General features: G+C 42.6%; 17 protein-coding genes. 4 read left to right on the forward strand and 13 right to left on the reverse strand.

Translation table 11 applies throughout. The features are described 5' to 3' along the window. Nucleotides 1-25 precede the first annotated feature (25 nt). Both BLS49_RS04710 and BLS49_RS04715 read right to left on the reverse strand, forming a co-directional pair. Nucleotides 26-1,027: an ABC transporter substrate-binding protein gene (locus BLS49_RS04710; RefSeq protein ID WP_091227133.1), complete on the reverse strand. Its 1,002-nt coding sequence runs from the start codon at nucleotides 1,025-1,027 to the stop codon at nucleotides 26-28. A 178-nt stretch (nucleotides 1,028-1,205) separates the two neighbouring features. Beyond that, nucleotides 1,206-2,723, reverse strand: coding sequence for a carboxypeptidase M32 (locus BLS49_RS04715; RefSeq protein WP_091227134.1), 1,518 nt, complete (start codon nucleotides 2,721-2,723; stop codon nucleotides 1,206-1,208). Nucleotides 2,724-2,876: 153 nt separating this feature from the next. Between BLS49_RS04715 and BLS49_RS04720 the strand changes: the two genes are divergently transcribed. Next, on the forward strand, nucleotides 2,877-3,443 hold the full coding sequence (locus BLS49_RS04720) for a beta-class carbonic anhydrase (protein ID WP_091227136.1): 567 nt from the start codon (nucleotides 2,877-2,879) through the stop codon (nucleotides 3,441-3,443). Nucleotides 3,444-3,654: 211 nt separating this feature from the next. After that, nucleotides 3,655-4,386, forward strand: coding sequence for a DsbA family protein (locus BLS49_RS04725; RefSeq protein ID WP_091227137.1), 732 nt, complete (start codon nucleotides 3,655-3,657; stop codon nucleotides 4,384-4,386). Between the two features lie 116 nt (nucleotides 4,387-4,502). On the opposite strand, the gene BLS49_RS04730 is transcribed toward BLS49_RS04725, so the two are convergent. The 6 genes from BLS49_RS04730 to BLS49_RS04750 all read right to left on the reverse strand — a co-directional run bounded on the left by BLS49_RS04730 (nucleotide 4,503) and on the right by BLS49_RS04750 (nucleotide 11,253). Next, nucleotides 4,503-5,690: a glucosaminidase domain-containing protein gene (locus tag BLS49_RS04730; protein ID WP_091227139.1), complete on the reverse strand. Its 1,188-nt coding sequence runs from the start codon at nucleotides 5,688-5,690 to the stop codon at nucleotides 4,503-4,505. 119 nt (nucleotides 5,691-5,809) lie between these two features. After that, nucleotides 5,810-7,279: a protein adenylyltransferase SelO gene (locus tag BLS49_RS04735; RefSeq protein WP_091227140.1), complete on the reverse strand. Its 1,470-nt coding sequence runs from the start codon at nucleotides 7,277-7,279 to the stop codon at nucleotides 5,810-5,812. Nucleotides 7,280-7,389: 110 nt separating this feature from the next. Next, nucleotides 7,390-9,696 (reverse strand): ATP-dependent DNA helicase, encoded by a 2,307-nt coding sequence (locus BLS49_RS04740; protein ID WP_091227142.1) that lies wholly within the window; start codon nucleotides 9,694-9,696, stop codon nucleotides 7,390-7,392. A 162-nt stretch (nucleotides 9,697-9,858) separates the two neighbouring features. Then, nucleotides 9,859-10,035, reverse strand: a complete 177-nt coding sequence (locus tag BLS49_RS24730) for a hypothetical protein (protein WP_175471310.1) — start codon at nucleotides 10,033-10,035, stop codon at nucleotides 9,859-9,861. 415 nt (nucleotides 10,036-10,450) lie between these two features. Then, nucleotides 10,451-10,759, reverse strand: coding sequence for a DUF6933 domain-containing protein (locus BLS49_RS04745; RefSeq protein WP_091227144.1), 309 nt, complete (start codon nucleotides 10,757-10,759; stop codon nucleotides 10,451-10,453). Nucleotides 10,760-10,818: 59 nt separating this feature from the next. After that, complete coding sequence (locus tag BLS49_RS04750; protein ID WP_091227145.1) at nucleotides 10,819-11,253, reverse strand: hypothetical protein; 435 nt, start codon at nucleotides 11,251-11,253, stop codon at nucleotides 10,819-10,821. Nucleotides 11,254-11,630: 377 nt separating this feature from the next. On the opposite strand from BLS49_RS04750, the gene BLS49_RS24980 reads away from it, so the two are divergent. Both BLS49_RS24980 and BLS49_RS04760 read left to right on the forward strand, forming a co-directional pair. After that, nucleotides 11,631-11,981 carry a DJ-1/PfpI family protein gene (locus tag BLS49_RS24980; protein ID WP_217640030.1) on the forward strand — a complete coding sequence of 117 codons (351 nt, stop codon included), beginning with the start codon at nucleotides 11,631-11,633 and terminating at the stop codon, nucleotides 11,979-11,981. 113 nt (nucleotides 11,982-12,094) lie between these two features. Beyond that, a complete protein-coding gene (locus BLS49_RS04760; RefSeq protein WP_091227147.1) occupies nucleotides 12,095-13,045 on the forward strand; it encodes a serine hydrolase domain-containing protein in 951 nt (316 codons plus the stop codon). Nucleotides 13,046-13,159: 114 nt separating this feature from the next. Here BLS49_RS04760 and BLS49_RS04765 read toward each other — a convergent pair whose 3' ends face one another. From BLS49_RS04765 to BLS49_RS04785, 5 genes are all read right to left on the reverse strand, one after another. Continuing rightward, entirely contained in the window at nucleotides 13,160-13,396 is a 237-nt protein-coding gene (locus tag BLS49_RS04765; RefSeq protein WP_091227148.1) for a hypothetical protein, read from the reverse strand. A 339-nt stretch (nucleotides 13,397-13,735) separates the two neighbouring features. After that, a complete protein-coding gene (locus BLS49_RS04770; protein ID WP_091227150.1) occupies nucleotides 13,736-14,500 on the reverse strand; it encodes a VOC family protein in 765 nt (254 codons plus the stop codon). A 2-nt stretch (nucleotides 14,501-14,502) separates the two neighbouring features. Next, on the reverse strand, nucleotides 14,503-15,315 hold the full coding sequence (proC, locus tag BLS49_RS04775) for a pyrroline-5-carboxylate reductase (RefSeq protein ID WP_175471311.1): 813 nt from the start codon (nucleotides 15,313-15,315) through the stop codon (nucleotides 14,503-14,505). 12 nt (nucleotides 15,316-15,327) lie between these two features. Beyond that, nucleotides 15,328-16,155 carry a MetQ/NlpA family ABC transporter substrate-binding protein gene (locus BLS49_RS04780; RefSeq protein ID WP_091227153.1) on the reverse strand — a complete coding sequence of 276 codons (828 nt, stop codon included), beginning with the start codon at nucleotides 16,153-16,155 and terminating at the stop codon, nucleotides 15,328-15,330. A gap of 11 nt (nucleotides 16,156-16,166) precedes the next feature. Then, on the reverse strand, nucleotides 16,167-17,186 hold the full coding sequence (locus BLS49_RS04785; protein WP_091227154.1) for a uroporphyrinogen decarboxylase family protein: 1,020 nt from the start codon (nucleotides 17,184-17,186) through the stop codon (nucleotides 16,167-16,169). Nucleotides 17,187-17,195: the final 9 nt, after the last annotated feature.

The following is a 17,195-nucleotide window of genomic DNA, read 5'->3' on the forward strand; positions in this document are numbered from 1 at the left end:
TTCACGCTCCCTCCCGCGATCTATATTAACGTGACGATTGAATAGCTGTTTTGGCGAATGTATTGTCCACCACCTTATCCGGCTCAACACGTGATTTAAGCTCTCCAGCTGAATCCATAACATCAAGCAGATTGTTCCAGGCTGATTCCTCCAGAACCGGAGATTCTGCGTAGGTCCCTTGCTCCAAGTATCTCTTCACCGCGCTTACCAGAATATCCTGATCCGTATCCTTGAAAAATGGAGTTATGACCTTTGCCGTCTCCTCAGGTGAATGAGTTTGTACCCACTGCTGACCTCTGTATATTGCGTTCGTAAACTTTTGCACAATATCCTCATGATCTTTAATATAGCTTTGCTTAGTCATGAATACTGTGTATGGAAGACGTCCGCTCTCTGTGCCGAACGAAGCGATGACATGACCTTTTCCTTCTCGTTCAAAAATAGAAGCCGTCGGTTCAAACAGCTGAACAAATTGCCCCGTTCCTGATGCAAAAGCTGCGGCAATGTTGGCGAATTCAATATTCTGGATGAGCTCAAGATCATTTTGTGGATCAATCCCATGCTTCTTTAAAGTGAACTCCCCGGCCATTTGCGGCATTCCACCTTTACGCTGACCCAGGAACACTTTATCCTTCAGCTGAGACCAGTCAAAATCCTTAATTTCATCTCTCGCAACTAAAAAAGTACCGTCCGTTTGCGTGAGCTGGGCGAAGTTAATGACCGGATCTTCCGCGCCCTGTTGGTACACGTATATCGAGGTCTCCGCTCCAACTAATGCAACATCGATGGCTCCCGACAGCAGAGCAGTCATCGTTTTGTCTCCCCCCGCCGTAGTCTGCAGCTCAACATCAAGTCCCTCGTCTTTAAAAAATCCCTTCTCAATGGCTACGTACTGCGGAGCATAAAATACCGAACGAGCCACCTCCCCGATTTTCACTTTAGACGTTTGACTGCTGCCGCACCCGCTTAAGCCTGTAGCAAATAAAATGATTAGTGATAGACCAATCCATCCGTAACGTTTAAACATACCGATCACCTCTTTCATGGACAAATAAATGCACAACTTTTAATAAAGTGTATGCATCTGCCCATCAAATGGTTAAACCAGGCTGTTTTTCCTCTATAATCTACTATGCCAGATTTTCCGAGCAAATAACGAAAGGGACCGCCAGCAAGCGCCAGCGATCCTCTGCAAATTGTCTTAATTATAGTCCGTAGATTTCCTTATACTTCTGCTCGAGATAATCGGCTAAATAGTTAGGGTTGAGTTCTTCCCCCGTAACTCTTTCAATAATCTCTGCAGGCTTCAAGCTCTTGCCGTACTTGTAAATTTTGTCCGTGAGCCATTCTCTGATCGGAGTGAAGTTGCCTTCCTTAAGCAGGTTATCAAACTCCGGGATTTCTTTGCGAATCGTATGAGCGAATTGAGCAGCATACATATTCCCCAGTGCATAAGACGGAAAGTAACCGAAGCTGCCGCCAGACCAGTGAACATCCTGCAATACACCTACACCATCATTTGGCGGCGTAATTCCGAGATAGGCTTCATATTTTTCATTCCAGACCTTTGGCAGCTCGCTCACTTTAAGTCCCTCGTTGAAGATCATTTTCTCGATCTCATATCGAATAATAACATGAAGATTGTAGGTAAGCTCATCCGCTTCAATGCGGATCAAAGAATTCTCTACAGTATTTATTGCGCGATAAAAATCCTCAGCTGTTACACCTTTAAACTGTTCCGGGAAATGCTGCTGCAGAGCCCCGTAATATTTTTCCCAGAAGGAACGGCTACGTCCGATGAAATTCTCCCAGAAACGGGACTGCGATTCATGGATACCCATCGATGTACCTTGACTTAGCGGTGTTCCAGCCAGGTCTGGACTAATATTTTGTTCATAAAGCGCGTGCCCGCCTTCATGCAAGCTACTAAAAACAGCACTTGCGACATCGTTCAGTAAGTATTGAGTTGTAATCCGCACGTCACCTTGGTTAAGTGTAATTTCGAACGGATGCACACTTTCATCCACCCGACCTGCTTCAAAATCGTAGCCGATTTCGTTCAGCAGAAATTTACCGAACTTCTCTTGCTCGTTCGCAGGATATGTTTTATTAAGCAAAGGATTTGCCGGTTTATTTGGCGAAGCAGCGATCGCATCCACCAAAGGAACAAGACGATCTCTTAATTGTCCAAACACTTGATCCAGCTTCTCAGCCGTAAGCTCCGGTTCATAGAGATTTAACAGGGTATCATAACGAGTCTCTTTAGGTCCCCAGTAATCAATGAACTCTTGATTCATCGCAACAATTTTAGTTAAGTATGGCTCAAATCCATTAAAATCATTATTTTCCTTAAAATCCTCCCATAACGTCTCTGCATGAGCAGTCAGCTCAGCATACTCGCGGTATTTTTCAGGCGGAATTTTAACACTATTATCATAGTCTTCCTGTGAGTTCAGTATCATTCTTCGGCTTGTCTCATCAAGCTCACTCATCACTTCAGGAGTATTGAAGTATTTTAGAAAATCGTTCATTTGCCCGGATGTTTGTAATTTAAACGCCTCAGTAGACATCAATCCAATCGTCTCGGAACGAGCAGCTGCACCTTTTCTTGGCGCTCCTGTACGCAAATCCCAATGCATTAAAGCCACGGCCTCTTCATAACTCTTTATTTTCCGCAAAAAATCCACATATAATTTCCATTTATCGGCAGTTTCCTGTTTCATGCCAGCTTCCACCTCGATTAACGAATTTAGGTATTCCTCTTGATGATACTTTTTACAGGTCGTATAATCAAATTTTAGACGAGGTTTTTTATTTCTCAGTTTTAAGATTCATAATTTTTTATGTGTTAAAAGTTTAGAGGAGGTAAGTTAAACATGGGACAACTTCAAACTATTTTGGAGCATAATCAAAAGTTTGTCGCTAACAAAGACTACGAGGCATACATCACAGACAAGTATCCGGATAAAAAAATAGCCATCGTGACCTGCATGGACACGAGACTTGTTGAACTTCTTCCGAAAGCTATGAACCTTCGCAATGGTGATGCAAAGATCATTAAAAATGCGGGCGCCATCATTTCTCAGCCTTTCGGCAGCGTAATGCGTAGTTTGCTGGTTGCAATCTATGAATTACATGCTGATGAGGTGTTCATTGTTGGTCATTCAGGCTGCGGGATGGCATCCCTTAACTCTGAACATATGATTAACTCCATGTCTGAGCGTGGAATATCAGATGATGTATTGAATACACTTGAGAATTCCGGCATCAAGCTTGGCAAATGGCTGCGTGGCTTCAGCGACGAGAAGGAAGGCGTCATTCATACTGTTAAAACAGTAAAAAATCACCCTCTCCTGCCAGCAAACGTGCCTGTTCACGGCATGCTTATTGACTCAACTACAGGAGAATTGGAACTTCTTGTAGACGGATTTAAAAATAAATAATTAGTTAACATTCTTAAAATTGGCGTGGCTCCATCTCTGGAGTCGCGTCATTTTACTTTAAAACAGATTCCAAGAAAAGAATGACAAATAACAGGTACAAAAGTGTGATAAATGACACAGAATAGTATTATCCATTTATTTTACAATTCTAGAAGATTATTTATATTAATTTGATATAAATACGTTGATAAAAAATAGGAGGTTCAATTGAATGAGGAGTGTTCCTAAAAAAGGTAAGAGCAAGCAGAACAATTCTTTTCTATTTGTAATTATTGGTATTCTCGCTCTTATTACGGTTTTGCTAGTACTATTATTATTTTTGCGCAATGCAAGTGAATCCTCCACTTTCAAAGGTATGCCAAATTATACGGAGATCAAGGGAAAGTATGACATTGAAGGCTTTAAATACGAAAAGCAACCCCATCTTGGCAGTCCAGATGCCAAAGTGAAAGTAGTCGAGTTTGCTGATTATAAATGCCCTGCTTGTGCTAAATGGTCGGCAGCGAACATGGAACGCTTTAAGCAGGAATATGTTGATACTGGCAAAGTTGAATTATTTTTTATGAACTTCGCTTTTATTGACCGTGATTCGATCCTTGCAGCTAGTGCTGGTGAAGCGATTTATCATCAAAATAATGAGGCATTCTGGGAGTATAATCAGGAGTTATTCGCTAATCAAGGAGATGAATCCAAGATTTGGGCTACTCCAGACTTTCTACTCGATTTCGTCAAGAATAATATCGAAGGTATCGATTACGATTTATTTGAGAAGGATTTGAAAAACCACACCTATATGCTGGATGTCAAAGAGGATTACAAAACAGGCGGTAATTACGGGGTTAACGGCACACCTCAATTTTTCGTAAACGATCAGCTTATTCGAGAAACCTCCTACGAAGCCTTGGCGGCGGCTGTTGATGCAGCACTAGCAGCGGCAGAGTAAAACATCCAAGCATTGATGCTACCAATTAAAAAGAAGTCTCCAATCATTAATATGTTAGATTGGGAGACTTCTTTTTCTGTTCTACGAACTTATAGAGCACCCCATCTCATCCTCTTCTACTCTACCCATTCAAAAGAAGTGCCCTCAATTTCTTGCAGCATCGTATTGAAGAACCAGGTCACACCGATCCACCAGTTGGGGTCCTCTGCGTAGGTTTGATTTAACCATTGGATAGGATGACTGGCTCCCGGTCTGCGATTGCTAATATTTTTAACCGTCTTTGCAGCAATGTTGGATGAAGCTTCAATGCTAGAATTGTAGCTCTCCCAGCTTCCGAAGACATTAAAGGGATTATTCGCAATTTTCTTGGCGTCCTTGTGGCTCTTGGGAACAAAGCCCTGCTCCTGTCCAGTGATGGCAAACAGTAAAAGAGGATGAATATCGTATAGCCTTCCTGACTCAATGATGGATGAAAAGTATGGATCATCAGCCAGCATTGAATTTCTTTCCTGTAAAAATGCTTGCAATCGCTTTTTGTTCACATCGACGTATCGGAGCTCGGCCGGAATGCCGTCAACGAATCGGAGCATGGCTCTTTCTTTGATTCTGAGTTGTGCCATTTCCAATGCGGCTGGATGAAATTCCTCCATTATAATAGCTTCTTCTTGCTCGTGTGGATAGAAAATTGCAAACATAAGCACAGCCGCAACAGCAATACACCCTATCGATATCGACAGAGCAGTTCTCCGATTGAATGTGAACCAGCCTATTTTTTCTTGTGGAGCAAAGATGTCAGCCGTCTCAGCAGCGGCGGTAATCTCGGCCGTTACTGCTGCCTCCTCAGAGGTAACGGTCTCGACCAAATCCGGCGGGATTTCCGAGGCTTCCGGCGCTTGAGACAACTCATCCGCCAATGCGGTTAGGGAAACAGCAGCTGACGGATGCTGCGACCACTTATGCAGCGTGTCTCTCAGCACGTTTTCTTCTACAGGAACGGCTGCTCTGCTGCTTACCCATACAGCTAATGGAACCATGAGCTCCTCTTGATCCAGATCCAGAGCCATGCACTCTCTGAGTGCATCATCCTGATGAATGACGAGCGTATCCTTACCCTTGTTCAGCAGCTCGGCTCGCATCCGCTTCTTCACCTCATCGGGAAAGGAAGGCAGCCGCCCCTCAATAATCCGATGGGCGGCGTCCGACCAGATCGCGAGCCGCTGCTCTGCTTCAAGGTCTCTATGCTTCAACTCTATGTATTTCTTCAGACGAACCGCTTCGCCATTCGATAAAACATACTCATGCATTCTATGTATCCCAGCCTATTCACAAATTCTTGCAGAGGAAAAAATCCCCTATGAAAATGATTCCATATACAGGCTGGGAAATCCTGCTTATATAAAGTTCATCTTTTCCAAGGCAAATCTCAAGTGCCGCAAAAGGTTCGATATGTGCAATCAGACGGTTCGGGAGCTGCTGAATATTTAGCTTGACCCGGTGAATGCTCATAAGGATTGGCAAGGACGTTCAAAAGCTGCTCCATAACGCTATAATCCCCATCCTTAACAGCCGCCTCCAGAGCTTCTTCAACCCGATGATTTCTAGGGATGATCGCAGGGTTACTGCTGCGCATCAATTGCGTTGCAGCTGCTTCGGCGCCCTGCTGCCTACTCAGTCTGGCGTGCCACTGCTCCCGCCATTGTTCAAATTCCGCTGAGCCAAACATCGGCAGGTCCTCCAGCTTATTGTGAGTCAAAGCAACGAATGTATTCGTGTAATCCGCTTTTGAATGCTGCATCAAGCGTAGCAAATCCTGAACGAGCTCCTCATCCTGTTCTTCTTCAGTATTAATCCCCAGCTTTGCTCTCATTCCGTTCAGCCAGTTGTGATGGAATTGATCGGCAAAATCCGAAATTGCCTCCTCGGCCAACACTATGGCATGATTTAAATCATCATCAATTAAAGGCAACAGAGCTTCTGCAAATCTTGCAAGATTCCACGCGCCTATGTTCGGCTGATTTCCATACGAATACCTGCCCTGACGGTCAATCGAGCTGAATACTGTTGTTGGATCATAAGTGTCCATGAAGGCGCACGGCCCGTAATCGATCGTTTCCCCGCTGATCGCCATGTTATCGGTATTCATCACCCCGTGGATAAACCCGACAAGCTGCCATTTGGCAATGAGCCCGGCCTGACGCTTAATCACAGATTTAAGCAGTGAGAGATATCGGCGATCCTCGTCCATATCGATTTCCGGATAATGCCTTTGTATTGTATAATCCGCCAGCATACGAAGCTCTTCAGAAGAACCCCAATTTGCAATGTATTGAAAAGTGCCTACCCGTATATGACTGGATGCAATACGGGTCAGCACAGCCCCTGGCAGCATCGTTTCGCGGATGATCTCCTCACCCGTTGTTACAACAGCCAGGCTGCGGGTAGTTGCGATCCCCAACCCATGCATAGCTTCACTGATGATATATTCCCGCAGCATCGGCCCTAGCGCAGCCCGACCGTCACCGCCCCGGGAATACGGTGTTGCACCTGCTCCTTTAAGTTGAACATCAAACCGTTGTCCTGAAGGAGTAAGCTGTTCACCTAGTAAAAGTGCACGCCCATCCCCAAGCATCGTAAAATGCCCGAATTGATGCCCTGCGTATGCCTGCGCGAGCGGTTCAGCCCCCTCCGGAATCATATTGCCCGCAAACACGGCTGTTCCTTCGCTGCTTCTTAGAGCTTTGGCGTCCAGTCCCAAGGAGGCCGCCAATTGTTCATTCAAAATCGTCAACTCGGGTGAACGAACAGGTGCTGCATTTTGTTTTGTATAAAAAGCCCCCGATAAACGAGCATAACTATTGTCGAAATTCCAGCCTGCTTTTTGGATAGAAGTCATATCAGGTGTCGTAGCTCCTTTAAAAAGAATGATGATGCTATTTTAACCTTTAACTCATTTCTCAATCCATTTTCGCCATAACGACTTGACGAAGTTGCCAGATGTTCTCTTCAACCTCTAGCGCCTTTTCCAATCACCATACGCTCCCGCCACTCGGGCGGTAGTAATGATGCATAATGCGGCTGAAGGTAGCGGTCATCCACCAGTACGATTACTCCACGATCTGCCTCAGAGCGGATGAGTCTGCCTCCGGCTTGAAGTACTTTGTTCATACCGGGATACACATAAGCATAGTCGAATCCATCCTTGCCTGCCTCGTTGAAATAATCTCTAATAATGTTGCGCTCTAACCCGATTTGAGGCAAGCCTACACCAACCACAACTACACCTGTCAGCCGATCACCAACCAAGTCGACACCTTCGGAGAAGATTCCTCCCATCACTGCAAACCCTATAAGTGTTCTCCGATTGTTCGCATCAAAAGCAGATAGAAACCCATCACGTTCTTCCTCAGATAAGTTCGCTCGTTGCAGTAATACCCGGGCATCAGGCTCTTTTGCCATAAAAGCTTCATGAATCTCATTCATATAGGCATACGACGGAAAAAAGAACAAATAGTTACCCTTCCTGTTTGCCGTTAACTCGAACAATAATTGAACCAATCGGCTCTTGCTTCCTTTTCGATCATGATACCGAGTCGATAATGGCTCCACATGCACATCCAATTGCTCCGGATTGAAGGGTGACGGAATAGAAAGACTATAATCCTCCTCACCGGCAGCTAACATGTCCCTGTAATATCCCAATGGGGATAAAGTGGCCGAGAAATAAATATGGGATCGGAAGCTCTTCCCCATTTCCCCTAACAAAAACGAGGGGTCCAAGCAGAACATCTTGATCGCAACATCCTGTTGAATGACTTCCACATACGTAACGTACCGTTCATCATACAGCTTGCTGATTCTCACAAAATTCTGAGCAGCAAAAAAAGCATCCAGCAACAGTGGATTTTGCTCAGCAAGACCGGTATTGACCAGCTCATTCTCAGCTTGAAGAGCAAAGGATTCCACCATCATTATGAAATCTGCAGGTAGTTCCTTAAGGATGAGTTCTCCCTCTGCTGCCTGCTCACTCAGTTTATTAAAATAAGCGGTTAACCCTTGGGTCACATCATATATCCCGCGGTTAAGCTCTTTATATTCCTGCTGCAGATCAAGAAAGCTAAGCTTGTTTAAGGTGCTTGAGAACATCTCTCTAGCCCGATCAACCAGGTTATGAGCCTCATCAACCAACAACGCGGTCTGATTCTTCTGCTCAGCGAACATTCTTTTTAAGGATATACGAGGGTCGAAAATGTAGTTGTAATCGCAAATGATCGCATCCGAAGCGTACGAAACATCCAGCGAAAACTCAAATGGACACACCCGATGCTTGCGGGCATATTGCTCGATGACCTCCCGATTCATTCGCGTTTCATTCGACAAGATGTCCAGCACCGCGCCATTGATCCGGTCATAGTAACCATCCGCATATTCACAATCTTCTTTTCGACAGCTAACCTTCTCCTGGAAGCAAATTTTCTCCTTCGCTGTAAGGGTCACCGCATGCAAATGGAGTCCCTTGGATTCCATCAAGACGAAAGCCTCTTCCGCAGCAGTCCGTGTTGTCGTACGAGCAGTCAAGTAAAATAGCCGTTCCAATAGCCCTTGACCTATCGCTTTAAGCGTCGGAAAAGTGGTGGATATCGTCTTCCCAATCCCGGTAGGAGCTTTGGCGAAAAGACTAACCCCTTCTGCAATCGTCTTATACACCGCTCCCGCCAGCTTTCGCTGACCCGCCCGATATCCCGGAAATGGAAACGATAAGTCTACGATACTCTGATTTCTTCTTATCCGGTGCGTTGCAGACATCTTGGCATAAGGGACATATTGACCCACGGTGTCATTTACGAAACCCTCCAACTCAGCAAAATCCAGCTTTTGCACAAACCGTTTTTGCTCTTCCACATCGAGGTCAACATAAGTCAGTTGAATGTTCATTGTCGGAACCCCGTTTGCTTTAGCATACATATATGCATAAAACTTAGCCTGCGCCCAGTGTACCGGATACGACTCTTCAGTGATCAAACCAATGTCTGCTGCAGTTGATTTGATCTCATCTATGGTATAGGTCCCGTCTTCCGCCAATAAAATCCCATCACATCGTCCATCTATGACAAAGAGAAGATCCCCATAGGGAATCTCCATCGATAAATAAACTTCACTCTGATCTAGCTCACTGTATTGTTTCTGTATTTTCTGATGCGCCTTCGTACCTTCAACCATCGTACCCATATTGCGGAAGCCACTCTCCAAACTCCCGCTACTAAATACATATTCCACTAGAGGTCTTACTGCAATCTTAATCGGGTCGCCCAATCGATCCACCTGCCGATTCAATATACTTCACAGAACATTCGTTCTATATAGTATACCATGAACCTGCCTCTCAAAATACTTTCATTCAACTTCGTTTTCTGACGAAAAATCGTGATGGTTGGACGTATAAAATGAAAAAGCCAGGATTTCTCCTGACTTCTCTTAATCGATATATCCTTTGCTCTTTAGAGCTTCATACGCTGCTTCCTGATTGTCATCCTGAATTTGATATTCAAGAGCTCCTTCTACGATTTTCGCGCATCGTCCCCCATAAGGCTTAAGTGACTCTTTAATTTCTTTGATATCGGCATTTCCTTTGAACGGATAACTGACCTTCATTTATGTCCCACCTCCTAAGGTAGAATTAGCAAAATGAAAGCCAGTCCGATATGACGAAAATCATACACCTTATAATAAAGCTAACCGAATTTACTGAGATTAATACGGTTTAGCCAGTTTACTAAATTTTCCTGTTGTAGTTTCTAATGCAAACATCTTATGTAGCAGTCCACCAGATATTACTTCGGGTGTTTTTATTATTTCACCAAGTTTTTTGTAGTCCATACCTTTCTGCCTAGATAATCAGATAAGGAGGCCGGATAATCTTTTCTCCTTGATTTCTTTCTAAGCCCAAAATTTCAAGACGCTTTCATCAACTATACCTCTCTTTATCCACCTCTGTTGGTTTTCATTCTTTTATAGCTGTAATTATAATTTTTTATTTCTTTTTTCATCTATATATACATCTAAAACTTCATTGATATTTTCTTTCTAATTCTTTCTTGAATACTTGAATTGGTTTTTTATAATCAATAGGTTTATAGATAAACTTGTTCAACCAGGCACTAAGATCAAACGTATGATTAAATTCCACGTCACTACAATAAAGAGACATTTCCTTCATAGTTCCCAGGACACTCTTATCATTTACAAAAACTATATGTTTTCTTCTTAATTGCAATATATTAACATGCCAACTAAAAAGCGAATCAACCTCATGTAATTCAACAGGAGTTACCTTCATATCTTTTATAAGTTTTTGAGTAAATCTAAGCGCTAGCATCTTATTTTTTGCTCCCTTAAATATATTCGCACTGGCTTCATAGTCATAAGTATGATTTGCTAGTCAGTTTTCTTATCTATTTTTTGTATCTTAAATGTAAACTTCCACTCTGCTGTATTTCCTGAATATCTTCCCCGGTTTTCTTCAACATTTACCTTGATTGATTTGTTTATGGTTTTTGTTACAGAGGATACCTTTATAGTTAAACTCGAAGTATTACTATCAGGTATTTTATCTTGCTCCTCAGCATATGCTTCTAATTTAATGCTATCAGATGATTTTAAACTTAGGGTTACTGTTGATCCTTCCTCAATTTCTTTGTCATTAACATATGCGATTGTATACCAATCATTACCAACATGATTATTCTCTACTAATTCCACACTTACGAGAGTTACCTTTAACTTTATTGTCTTTGCTGCTGCCGTTACAGGTTGTACGAGAATGGCAAAAAATAGCGAAAACACTAGTATAATTTTAAATCCTTTTTTCATTGAGAGTGCCTCCCTCTAATGTACTTATAATATTTATCCTATACTATTTCATTAAAGATGTAAGTAACTCCTTCTTATTAATGAAATTAACGAAATTTCCAATAACTTGGATAAATTTCATTTAGTATTTTATAGACCTCATAAGTTGGTCTTTAGACAGAAGTATTGATATTTATTTTTGATGGATATGCTGACTGGGAACCTGCTTATATATGTTCCGAATTGAATTCTTCGGATTCAGAATATGTTATTAAGACATTAAGCCTTGATAAAACCCCTAAAATTTCAATGGGCGGGTTTCAGGTTCTTCCAGATTATTCAGTTGAGGATTTTCCCGAAAATTTAGCTTACTAATTTTAGCTGGAGGGGATGCCTGGATGGAACAGAAAAACAATGCTGTACTACCGGTTGTTGATCATGCAGTTAAAAGGCATATTCCTGTGGGTGCTATTTGCAATGCAGTTAACTTTATGGCTGAAAATAAATATTTAGATAAAATTAAGCATTCTGGAAATACTCTTGATTTTATGAAATCGCAAGCACCACATTATAATGGAGAACAGAATTTCATTGAAAAACAAGCTGTCTGCGATTCGAATATAATTACGGCTAATGGCTCTGCAGCGTTGGAATTTGCAAAAGAAATCTTGTTGTTATTGAAAGCCAAATCTGAAAACACTGTTTTGGATTGGTATAAACTTCATAAATCGGGATATTACCATGAGTAAACAGAACACTACAGTTTGATTGAAATTTAAACAATTGAACTGACTCTCTGGGTAAATCATGATATAAATGTATACAATACAGATCATTAAATGATGACAAAAAGGAAAATACGATGAACAGCCTATCTTCACTATATCCAGCCATTACAGCTCTTGATCTGAGAAGCTGCTTAATTAGCCAGCAAGGTACGTTAAACTTTGAATATTATCGGAATCAACACACAGTGACTGAACTAGCAAAAATCAATTCCTGCACCAAAAGCATCTTGTCCTCACTCATTTGTATCACTATGGATAAGGGGCTGCTTCCACAATCTGATACACCAATAACAGCATTTTTTCCACAGCTAAAAATGGACAATGATGCCCGAAAGCAGGAGATCACACTTGAGCATCTGTTGACGATGTCTTCGGGTTTTAACTGGACGGAATTTGGCGGGCAGAAGTCCTTCCCTCTAATGACCAAATCGCCCCATTGGACTAATTTTGTGCTGGAACAGACTTTGTCAGACCCTCCAGGGGCTAAAATGGAATACAATTCAGGCAATTCACAACTGCTGTCCGCCATTCTTGTCCAAACAGCGGGCATGTCTACCGCACGATTTGCCGAGCGATATTTGTTCGAGCCTCTTGGTATCGAAACCTACAACTGGGAGATTGACCCTCAAGGAATACATACGGGCGGCTTCGGGCTGTGGCTTCGTCCAACAGATATGCTGAAGTTCGGGCAGCTCTATCTACAGCAAGGTACATGGAACAACAAACAGCTCATCTCAAGGGAGCTGTTAGCACAATCTGTACAGCCCTTCATCTCCGTAGATGCTCCATACCGCGGAAGCTATGGCTGGCATTGGTGGACCGATTCAGTTTCTGATCCATCGGATATGTCATCTGCGCCTGCTACCCAATATTTTTACGCCCGTGGTTATGGTGGACAGTATGTCTACATTATTCCGAGCCTGCAAACCGTAGTTGTCTTAAGTGATGATAAACCTAAAAAGAAACAGTATTCTTATGATGTATTCCGCCAGCTAATTGCGCCTACGCTGATTCACCAGCAATAGCTTAAAGCCCCTTCGCAAAGTCACCCCCAGTTTGTAAGTCGCATAAATTAAACAAGCCAGTAACTTGGTAAATTACCAAGCTCCGGCTTGTTTCTGCTATATCATAATTCGAGCTTACTCTAACCCCTCAATAGTTCCTTCCTTCAATACGAAATATCCATTTCTAGCGAAGGCTAATATTTTACTGGCACTTATTCCGGTCTGCTTCGAAATATCAATCACCATGGTGTCCGGGTAGACCTCGACGATGCTGCGTATTTTGAGGTAGGCGTCCTCACAGCTTTTGCACATTTTTCTACTTGTTTTCTCGGATAAATTTCCACAAAAATCACATATTTGATAGTTTCCCATGGTGTCTCCTTTTCTATGTGTCTATGTACCTAGTGACTTTAAGAATAGATATTACTATTTTACTTGATGATCTCTATTATCGCTAGATATAGTTAATTAATTCAGTGAGTCTTGACGCGGCCGGACCGAACGATACGTTATTCCGAGCATACAAACAGTAGTTGTTTTGAGTGATGATAAACGGAAAAAGAAGCAGGTTCCTGTGGACGTCTTTCGCGAGATTATAGCGCCTCTCTTGGCATCAAAATAGTGTAGAATACATCCGGTCTAATACAAATGCCAGATCTCCAGGCAATTTCGAACATTGCTTGACGATCTGGCATTTGTATTTATAAGATATTAAACGAAAACATATTCTCCTTCACCAATCTGAATCGTCTTTCCTTTGAGTGCTGTCGAATTCGTTTCAAAAATAACCTGTTTGAATTGATTCTCATCACCTTGCACGAAATCAAAAGACTTATCTCCAATCTTTAGGCTAAAGGCATCGTCCTCTGACTCTGCAACAGGCAGTCCTAATAGCGCTCCCCAATGTTTAGCGGTAGCCGCAGGATCTGAGACACGGAATACTGCGCTCACGATTTCAGCATGTCCTGCAGGATGTGGCTGAATGACTCCGGATGATGTTAATCTTTCCAGTCTTTCTGCATCTGTTCCGTTCCATTGAATGATAAATGGATAGACCAGTCCCTCAAAGTGCCCATCAATAGTCATCATCCGCCATTCTATTAATCTGCCCTCGTTATCTAAACGCCTGCCATTAATGATAGGAGATAATGATAAGCCTGCTTCATTCAAGGACGCTGCTACTTCTTCAATATTATCCGTCCGGATAACTACCCTGCTTAAGATTTCATGCTCCGGTAGAACTTTAACCGCATCTTTTACCACTCGGTTATGTTCTGTTGCCTTGGCCAATTCAAGATTCTCGATGCCCAGAAACTCAATATAAGTCAGTCCAAAATAACTTAAGGCATTATAGGTTCCCCAATCTTTATGAGAACCCCCTTTAAAAGCAACCAATCCATGATCTTCAAAACTTGCAATCGGTTTGCTCAGATCATTAACATAGTGTACTAAATGATCCCACTTCATCGTGGCCATGATTACTTCACTCCTAGCTCAGTAGTTCGTTTTACAGCAGCAAGAACGCTTCTTTGCAGGCCTGCTGCGAAATCACTGTTGTTCAACTCGTACAAGCCATGAATCCCAACACCGCCGGGAGAATTATTAATATCGAGTAGCTGTCTTGGATGCAGCCCTGTTTGCTGAAGCATAACGACTGCTCCCATAACATTCTCCAGCGCTACCTTCCATGCTTGTTCCCGCGGGAGTCCAGCGAGAACACCAGCGTCTGCTAGAGATTCAATGAAATAATAGATATAATTGGGGCCAGCTACACCAAAACCAGTGAAGACATCCATTAATGTCTCATCCAGATATTCTACCTTTCCAAATCCGAGCAAGAAACGCTCCACTTGATCACGAGTAGCGTAAGCATTTAACGCTACACCACTGTATCCGTACCCAGTATCGGTCAATGTATTAGGAATGACCCGGATAATAGAGCGTTCAGCTCCAAAATAACCGGCCAACTGCGCATTTGTCACACCTGCCACAATCGATACAATTACGGCAGAAGATGCAGCAAATTGTTGTACAATTTGTCCAAGTGCAACTAAATCATCCTGCGGCCGGACAGCAACCACAATCAGATCAGCTGTAGACAGGCCCTGCGCTTGCGAATTCTTCGTATCCACGCCGTATTTGGTATTCAAAAACTGAAGACGTGCCTCATTAATATCTGATACACTAATTTGATCTGCAGACAGGCTGTTATTCGTTATACTTGCCCGAATGATCGCTTCCGCCATCTGCCCTCCTCCAATAAAATGAATCCTTTCTTTTGTCACTTTCATTCACATCCTTAATTAATTGTTATTCCATGCTTCAGGCAGAATGAAGCCATCATATTTCTCTAATCCAATAATATATTCTTCAAACTCTTTGGATTCATAAGCTGCTTTCAAGTCTTTTGCCCATTGAGCATTTTCGTCCTTTTTATTTACCGATACGATAATTCTGTGTTCCAGCGGTGTATTTTCTATTTTTAAAGCATCTGTAATCTTTCTGTCCGAATTCGCAATGTAATTACCGTTTACAACACCATAATCAACATCTTGAAGGGAAACCAGAATTTGAGCCGGGTCCAGGATTTTAATGTCAATATTATATTTATCCGGTTCCATACTGTTAATGTTAAAATCAGCTACACCCGCACCATCTTTAATTTTGACCCAACCCAGTTCTTCCAGAATACGCAGTGCACGCTCTTGGTTCACCGGATCGTTCGGAACAGCTACGGTTGTACCATCTTTGACATCGTCCAGCGTAGTATGCTTTACGGAATAAAGACCTTGCGGAGCACCCGGTACATAAGCTATGCCTACCATGTCTGCATTGATTTCTTTGTTAATGGCCTCCATATAGGCCGTACTTTGGAATATACTAGCGTCAATAGAGCCTTCCTTCATCGCTGGATTGACTTGCATGTTCTGCGAGAAGGTTTTTATATCAATGGTATATCCCTTTTTCTCCAGAATCGGTTGAATCGATTGACGGAATTGTTCCTCATAGGTTCCGACACCAAATCCAACGGTAATCTTCTTCTTATCTCCAGAATTCTCTGCTGCTTGATTTCCGCAAGCCGTCAACACTGCCAGAACACCTATCAACATCACTAACACTAACTTTTTCATACTTTCCTCTCCTATTCAGATACAGATTTTTTTAATTGTTCCAACGCTTCATCCGTCACATTTAGTGGGATGGCGCAATTTGGCGCAAGAATAAACGGTTGATTCTTCATTAATGTCAATGCTTCTTTAGCCTGCTGCTTGATTTGTGCAATATCGTTTGCAGCAAACAGCGCATGATCGACTCCACCTACCTTGGTAGCTTTGAGATTCGCATCCAAACCTGGATTTCCCTCGGCTACAGTATCCCAGCTAATCCCATCAATCCGATAATCATTGAATATCTCAGGCCTTGCATAAGGTCCGCAAGTATGAAGAATGTTTTTGCCATAGCTCGTAGCCTCCAGGACAATAGAATCATAGGGTCTGGATAACTCATTAAACATAGCATCATCAAACAATTCAGGGTGAGCCGTACCCGTTACTGCGTAGAATAAGCCGTCGGAACCTGCTTGCCGCAGCTCTTGTACATAATCGGCCAAGGTTAATGAAATAGTATGCAACGCATGATGTGCTGCTGCCCTATGCTCTTTAAACAAAGATTCCAAAGTTACAGGGTGCTCAATGCCAAACACTGTTTTGTAAACATAAGCAGAGCGGCCTACAATAAATAGCAACACTGTTAATGGTGAGAATACCGTTTGGATTAGTGGGGTTTCAGGCAATCCTTGACGAATTTTTCTAACCGCATCTAAGTGCTCTGCCAAAGGTGCTGAATCTACAGCCTTTATGACTTCGATATCCCACAGATTAGCTGCTGTCGGAATCACCGTCGTTTGCTGCCTAGGAAATACGGTCTGATAATCCTTAAAGTCGTATTGATTCCCCCAAGCTTCCGCTAAATAAGTCGCTCTTGGATTAATCTTGACCCAATCCCAATCGTATTTTTTGGTAAAAGAAATTGTTGTTTCTGCTAAATCATCTGCATTTTGTTCTTTGTCAATGAAATGACGCCATCCGCTGACAATCGGACGATCCGCCAGTTCTCCGGATAATAATGCATTAAATCGATCTTGCTTGCTCCACTCACTCATCTGTCGATC

It is taken from the genome of Fontibacillus panacisegetis, from assembly GCF_900102215.1.
Classification (GTDB): domain Bacteria; phylum Bacillota; class Bacilli; order Paenibacillales; family Paenibacillaceae; genus Fontibacillus; species Fontibacillus panacisegetis.

Excerpts from the sequence above, each read along its gene's own strand:
- BLS49_RS04760 (WP_091227147.1), top strand. The coding sequence starts at position 12,095 with ATGAACAGCCTATCTTCACTATATCCAGCCATTACAGCTCTTGATCTG.
- BLS49_RS04725 (WP_091227137.1), top strand. The coding sequence starts at position 3,655 with ATGAGGAGTGTTCCTAAAAAAGGTAAGAGCAAGCAGAACAATTCTTTT.
- BLS49_RS04785 (WP_091227154.1), bottom strand. The coding sequence starts at position 17,186 with ATGAGTGAGTGGAGCAAGCAAGATCGATTTAATGCATTATTATCCGGA.
- BLS49_RS04720 (WP_091227136.1), top strand. The coding sequence starts at position 2,877 with ATGGGACAACTTCAAACTATTTTGGAGCATAATCAAAAGTTTGTCGCT.
- proC (WP_175471311.1), bottom strand. The coding sequence starts at position 15,315 with ATGAAAGTGACAAAAGAAAGGATTCATTTTATTGGAGGAGGGCAGATG.
- BLS49_RS24730 (WP_175471310.1), bottom strand. The coding sequence starts at position 10,035 with ATGAAGGTCAGTTATCCGTTCAAAGGAAATGCCGATATCAAAGAAATT.
- BLS49_RS04745 (WP_091227144.1), bottom strand. The coding sequence starts at position 10,759 with ATGCTAGCGCTTAGATTTACTCAAAAACTTATAAAAGATATGAAGGTA.
- BLS49_RS04780 (WP_091227153.1), bottom strand. The coding sequence starts at position 16,155 with ATGAAAAAGTTAGTGTTAGTGATGTTGATAGGTGTTCTGGCAGTGTTG.
- BLS49_RS04710 (WP_091227133.1), bottom strand. The coding sequence starts at position 1,027 with ATGTTTAAACGTTACGGATGGATTGGTCTATCACTAATCATTTTATTT.
- BLS49_RS04730 (WP_091227139.1), bottom strand. The coding sequence starts at position 5,690 with ATGCATGAGTATGTTTTATCGAATGGCGAAGCGGTTCGTCTGAAGAAA.
- BLS49_RS04770 (WP_091227150.1), bottom strand. The coding sequence starts at position 14,500 with ATGGCCACGATGAAGTGGGATCATTTAGTACACTATGTTAATGATCTG.
- BLS49_RS04735 (WP_091227140.1), bottom strand. The coding sequence starts at position 7,279 with ATGACTTCTATCCAAAAAGCAGGCTGGAATTTCGACAATAGTTATGCT.
- BLS49_RS04715 (WP_091227134.1), bottom strand. The coding sequence starts at position 2,723 with ATGAAACAGGAAACTGCCGATAAATGGAAATTATATGTGGATTTTTTG.
- BLS49_RS04765 (WP_091227148.1), bottom strand. The coding sequence starts at position 13,396 with ATGGGAAACTATCAAATATGTGATTTTTGTGGAAATTTATCCGAGAAA.
- BLS49_RS24980 (WP_217640030.1), top strand. The coding sequence starts at position 11,631 with ATGGAACAGAAAAACAATGCTGTACTACCGGTTGTTGATCATGCAGTT.
- BLS49_RS04750 (WP_091227145.1), bottom strand. The coding sequence starts at position 11,253 with ATGAAAAAAGGATTTAAAATTATACTAGTGTTTTCGCTATTTTTTGCC.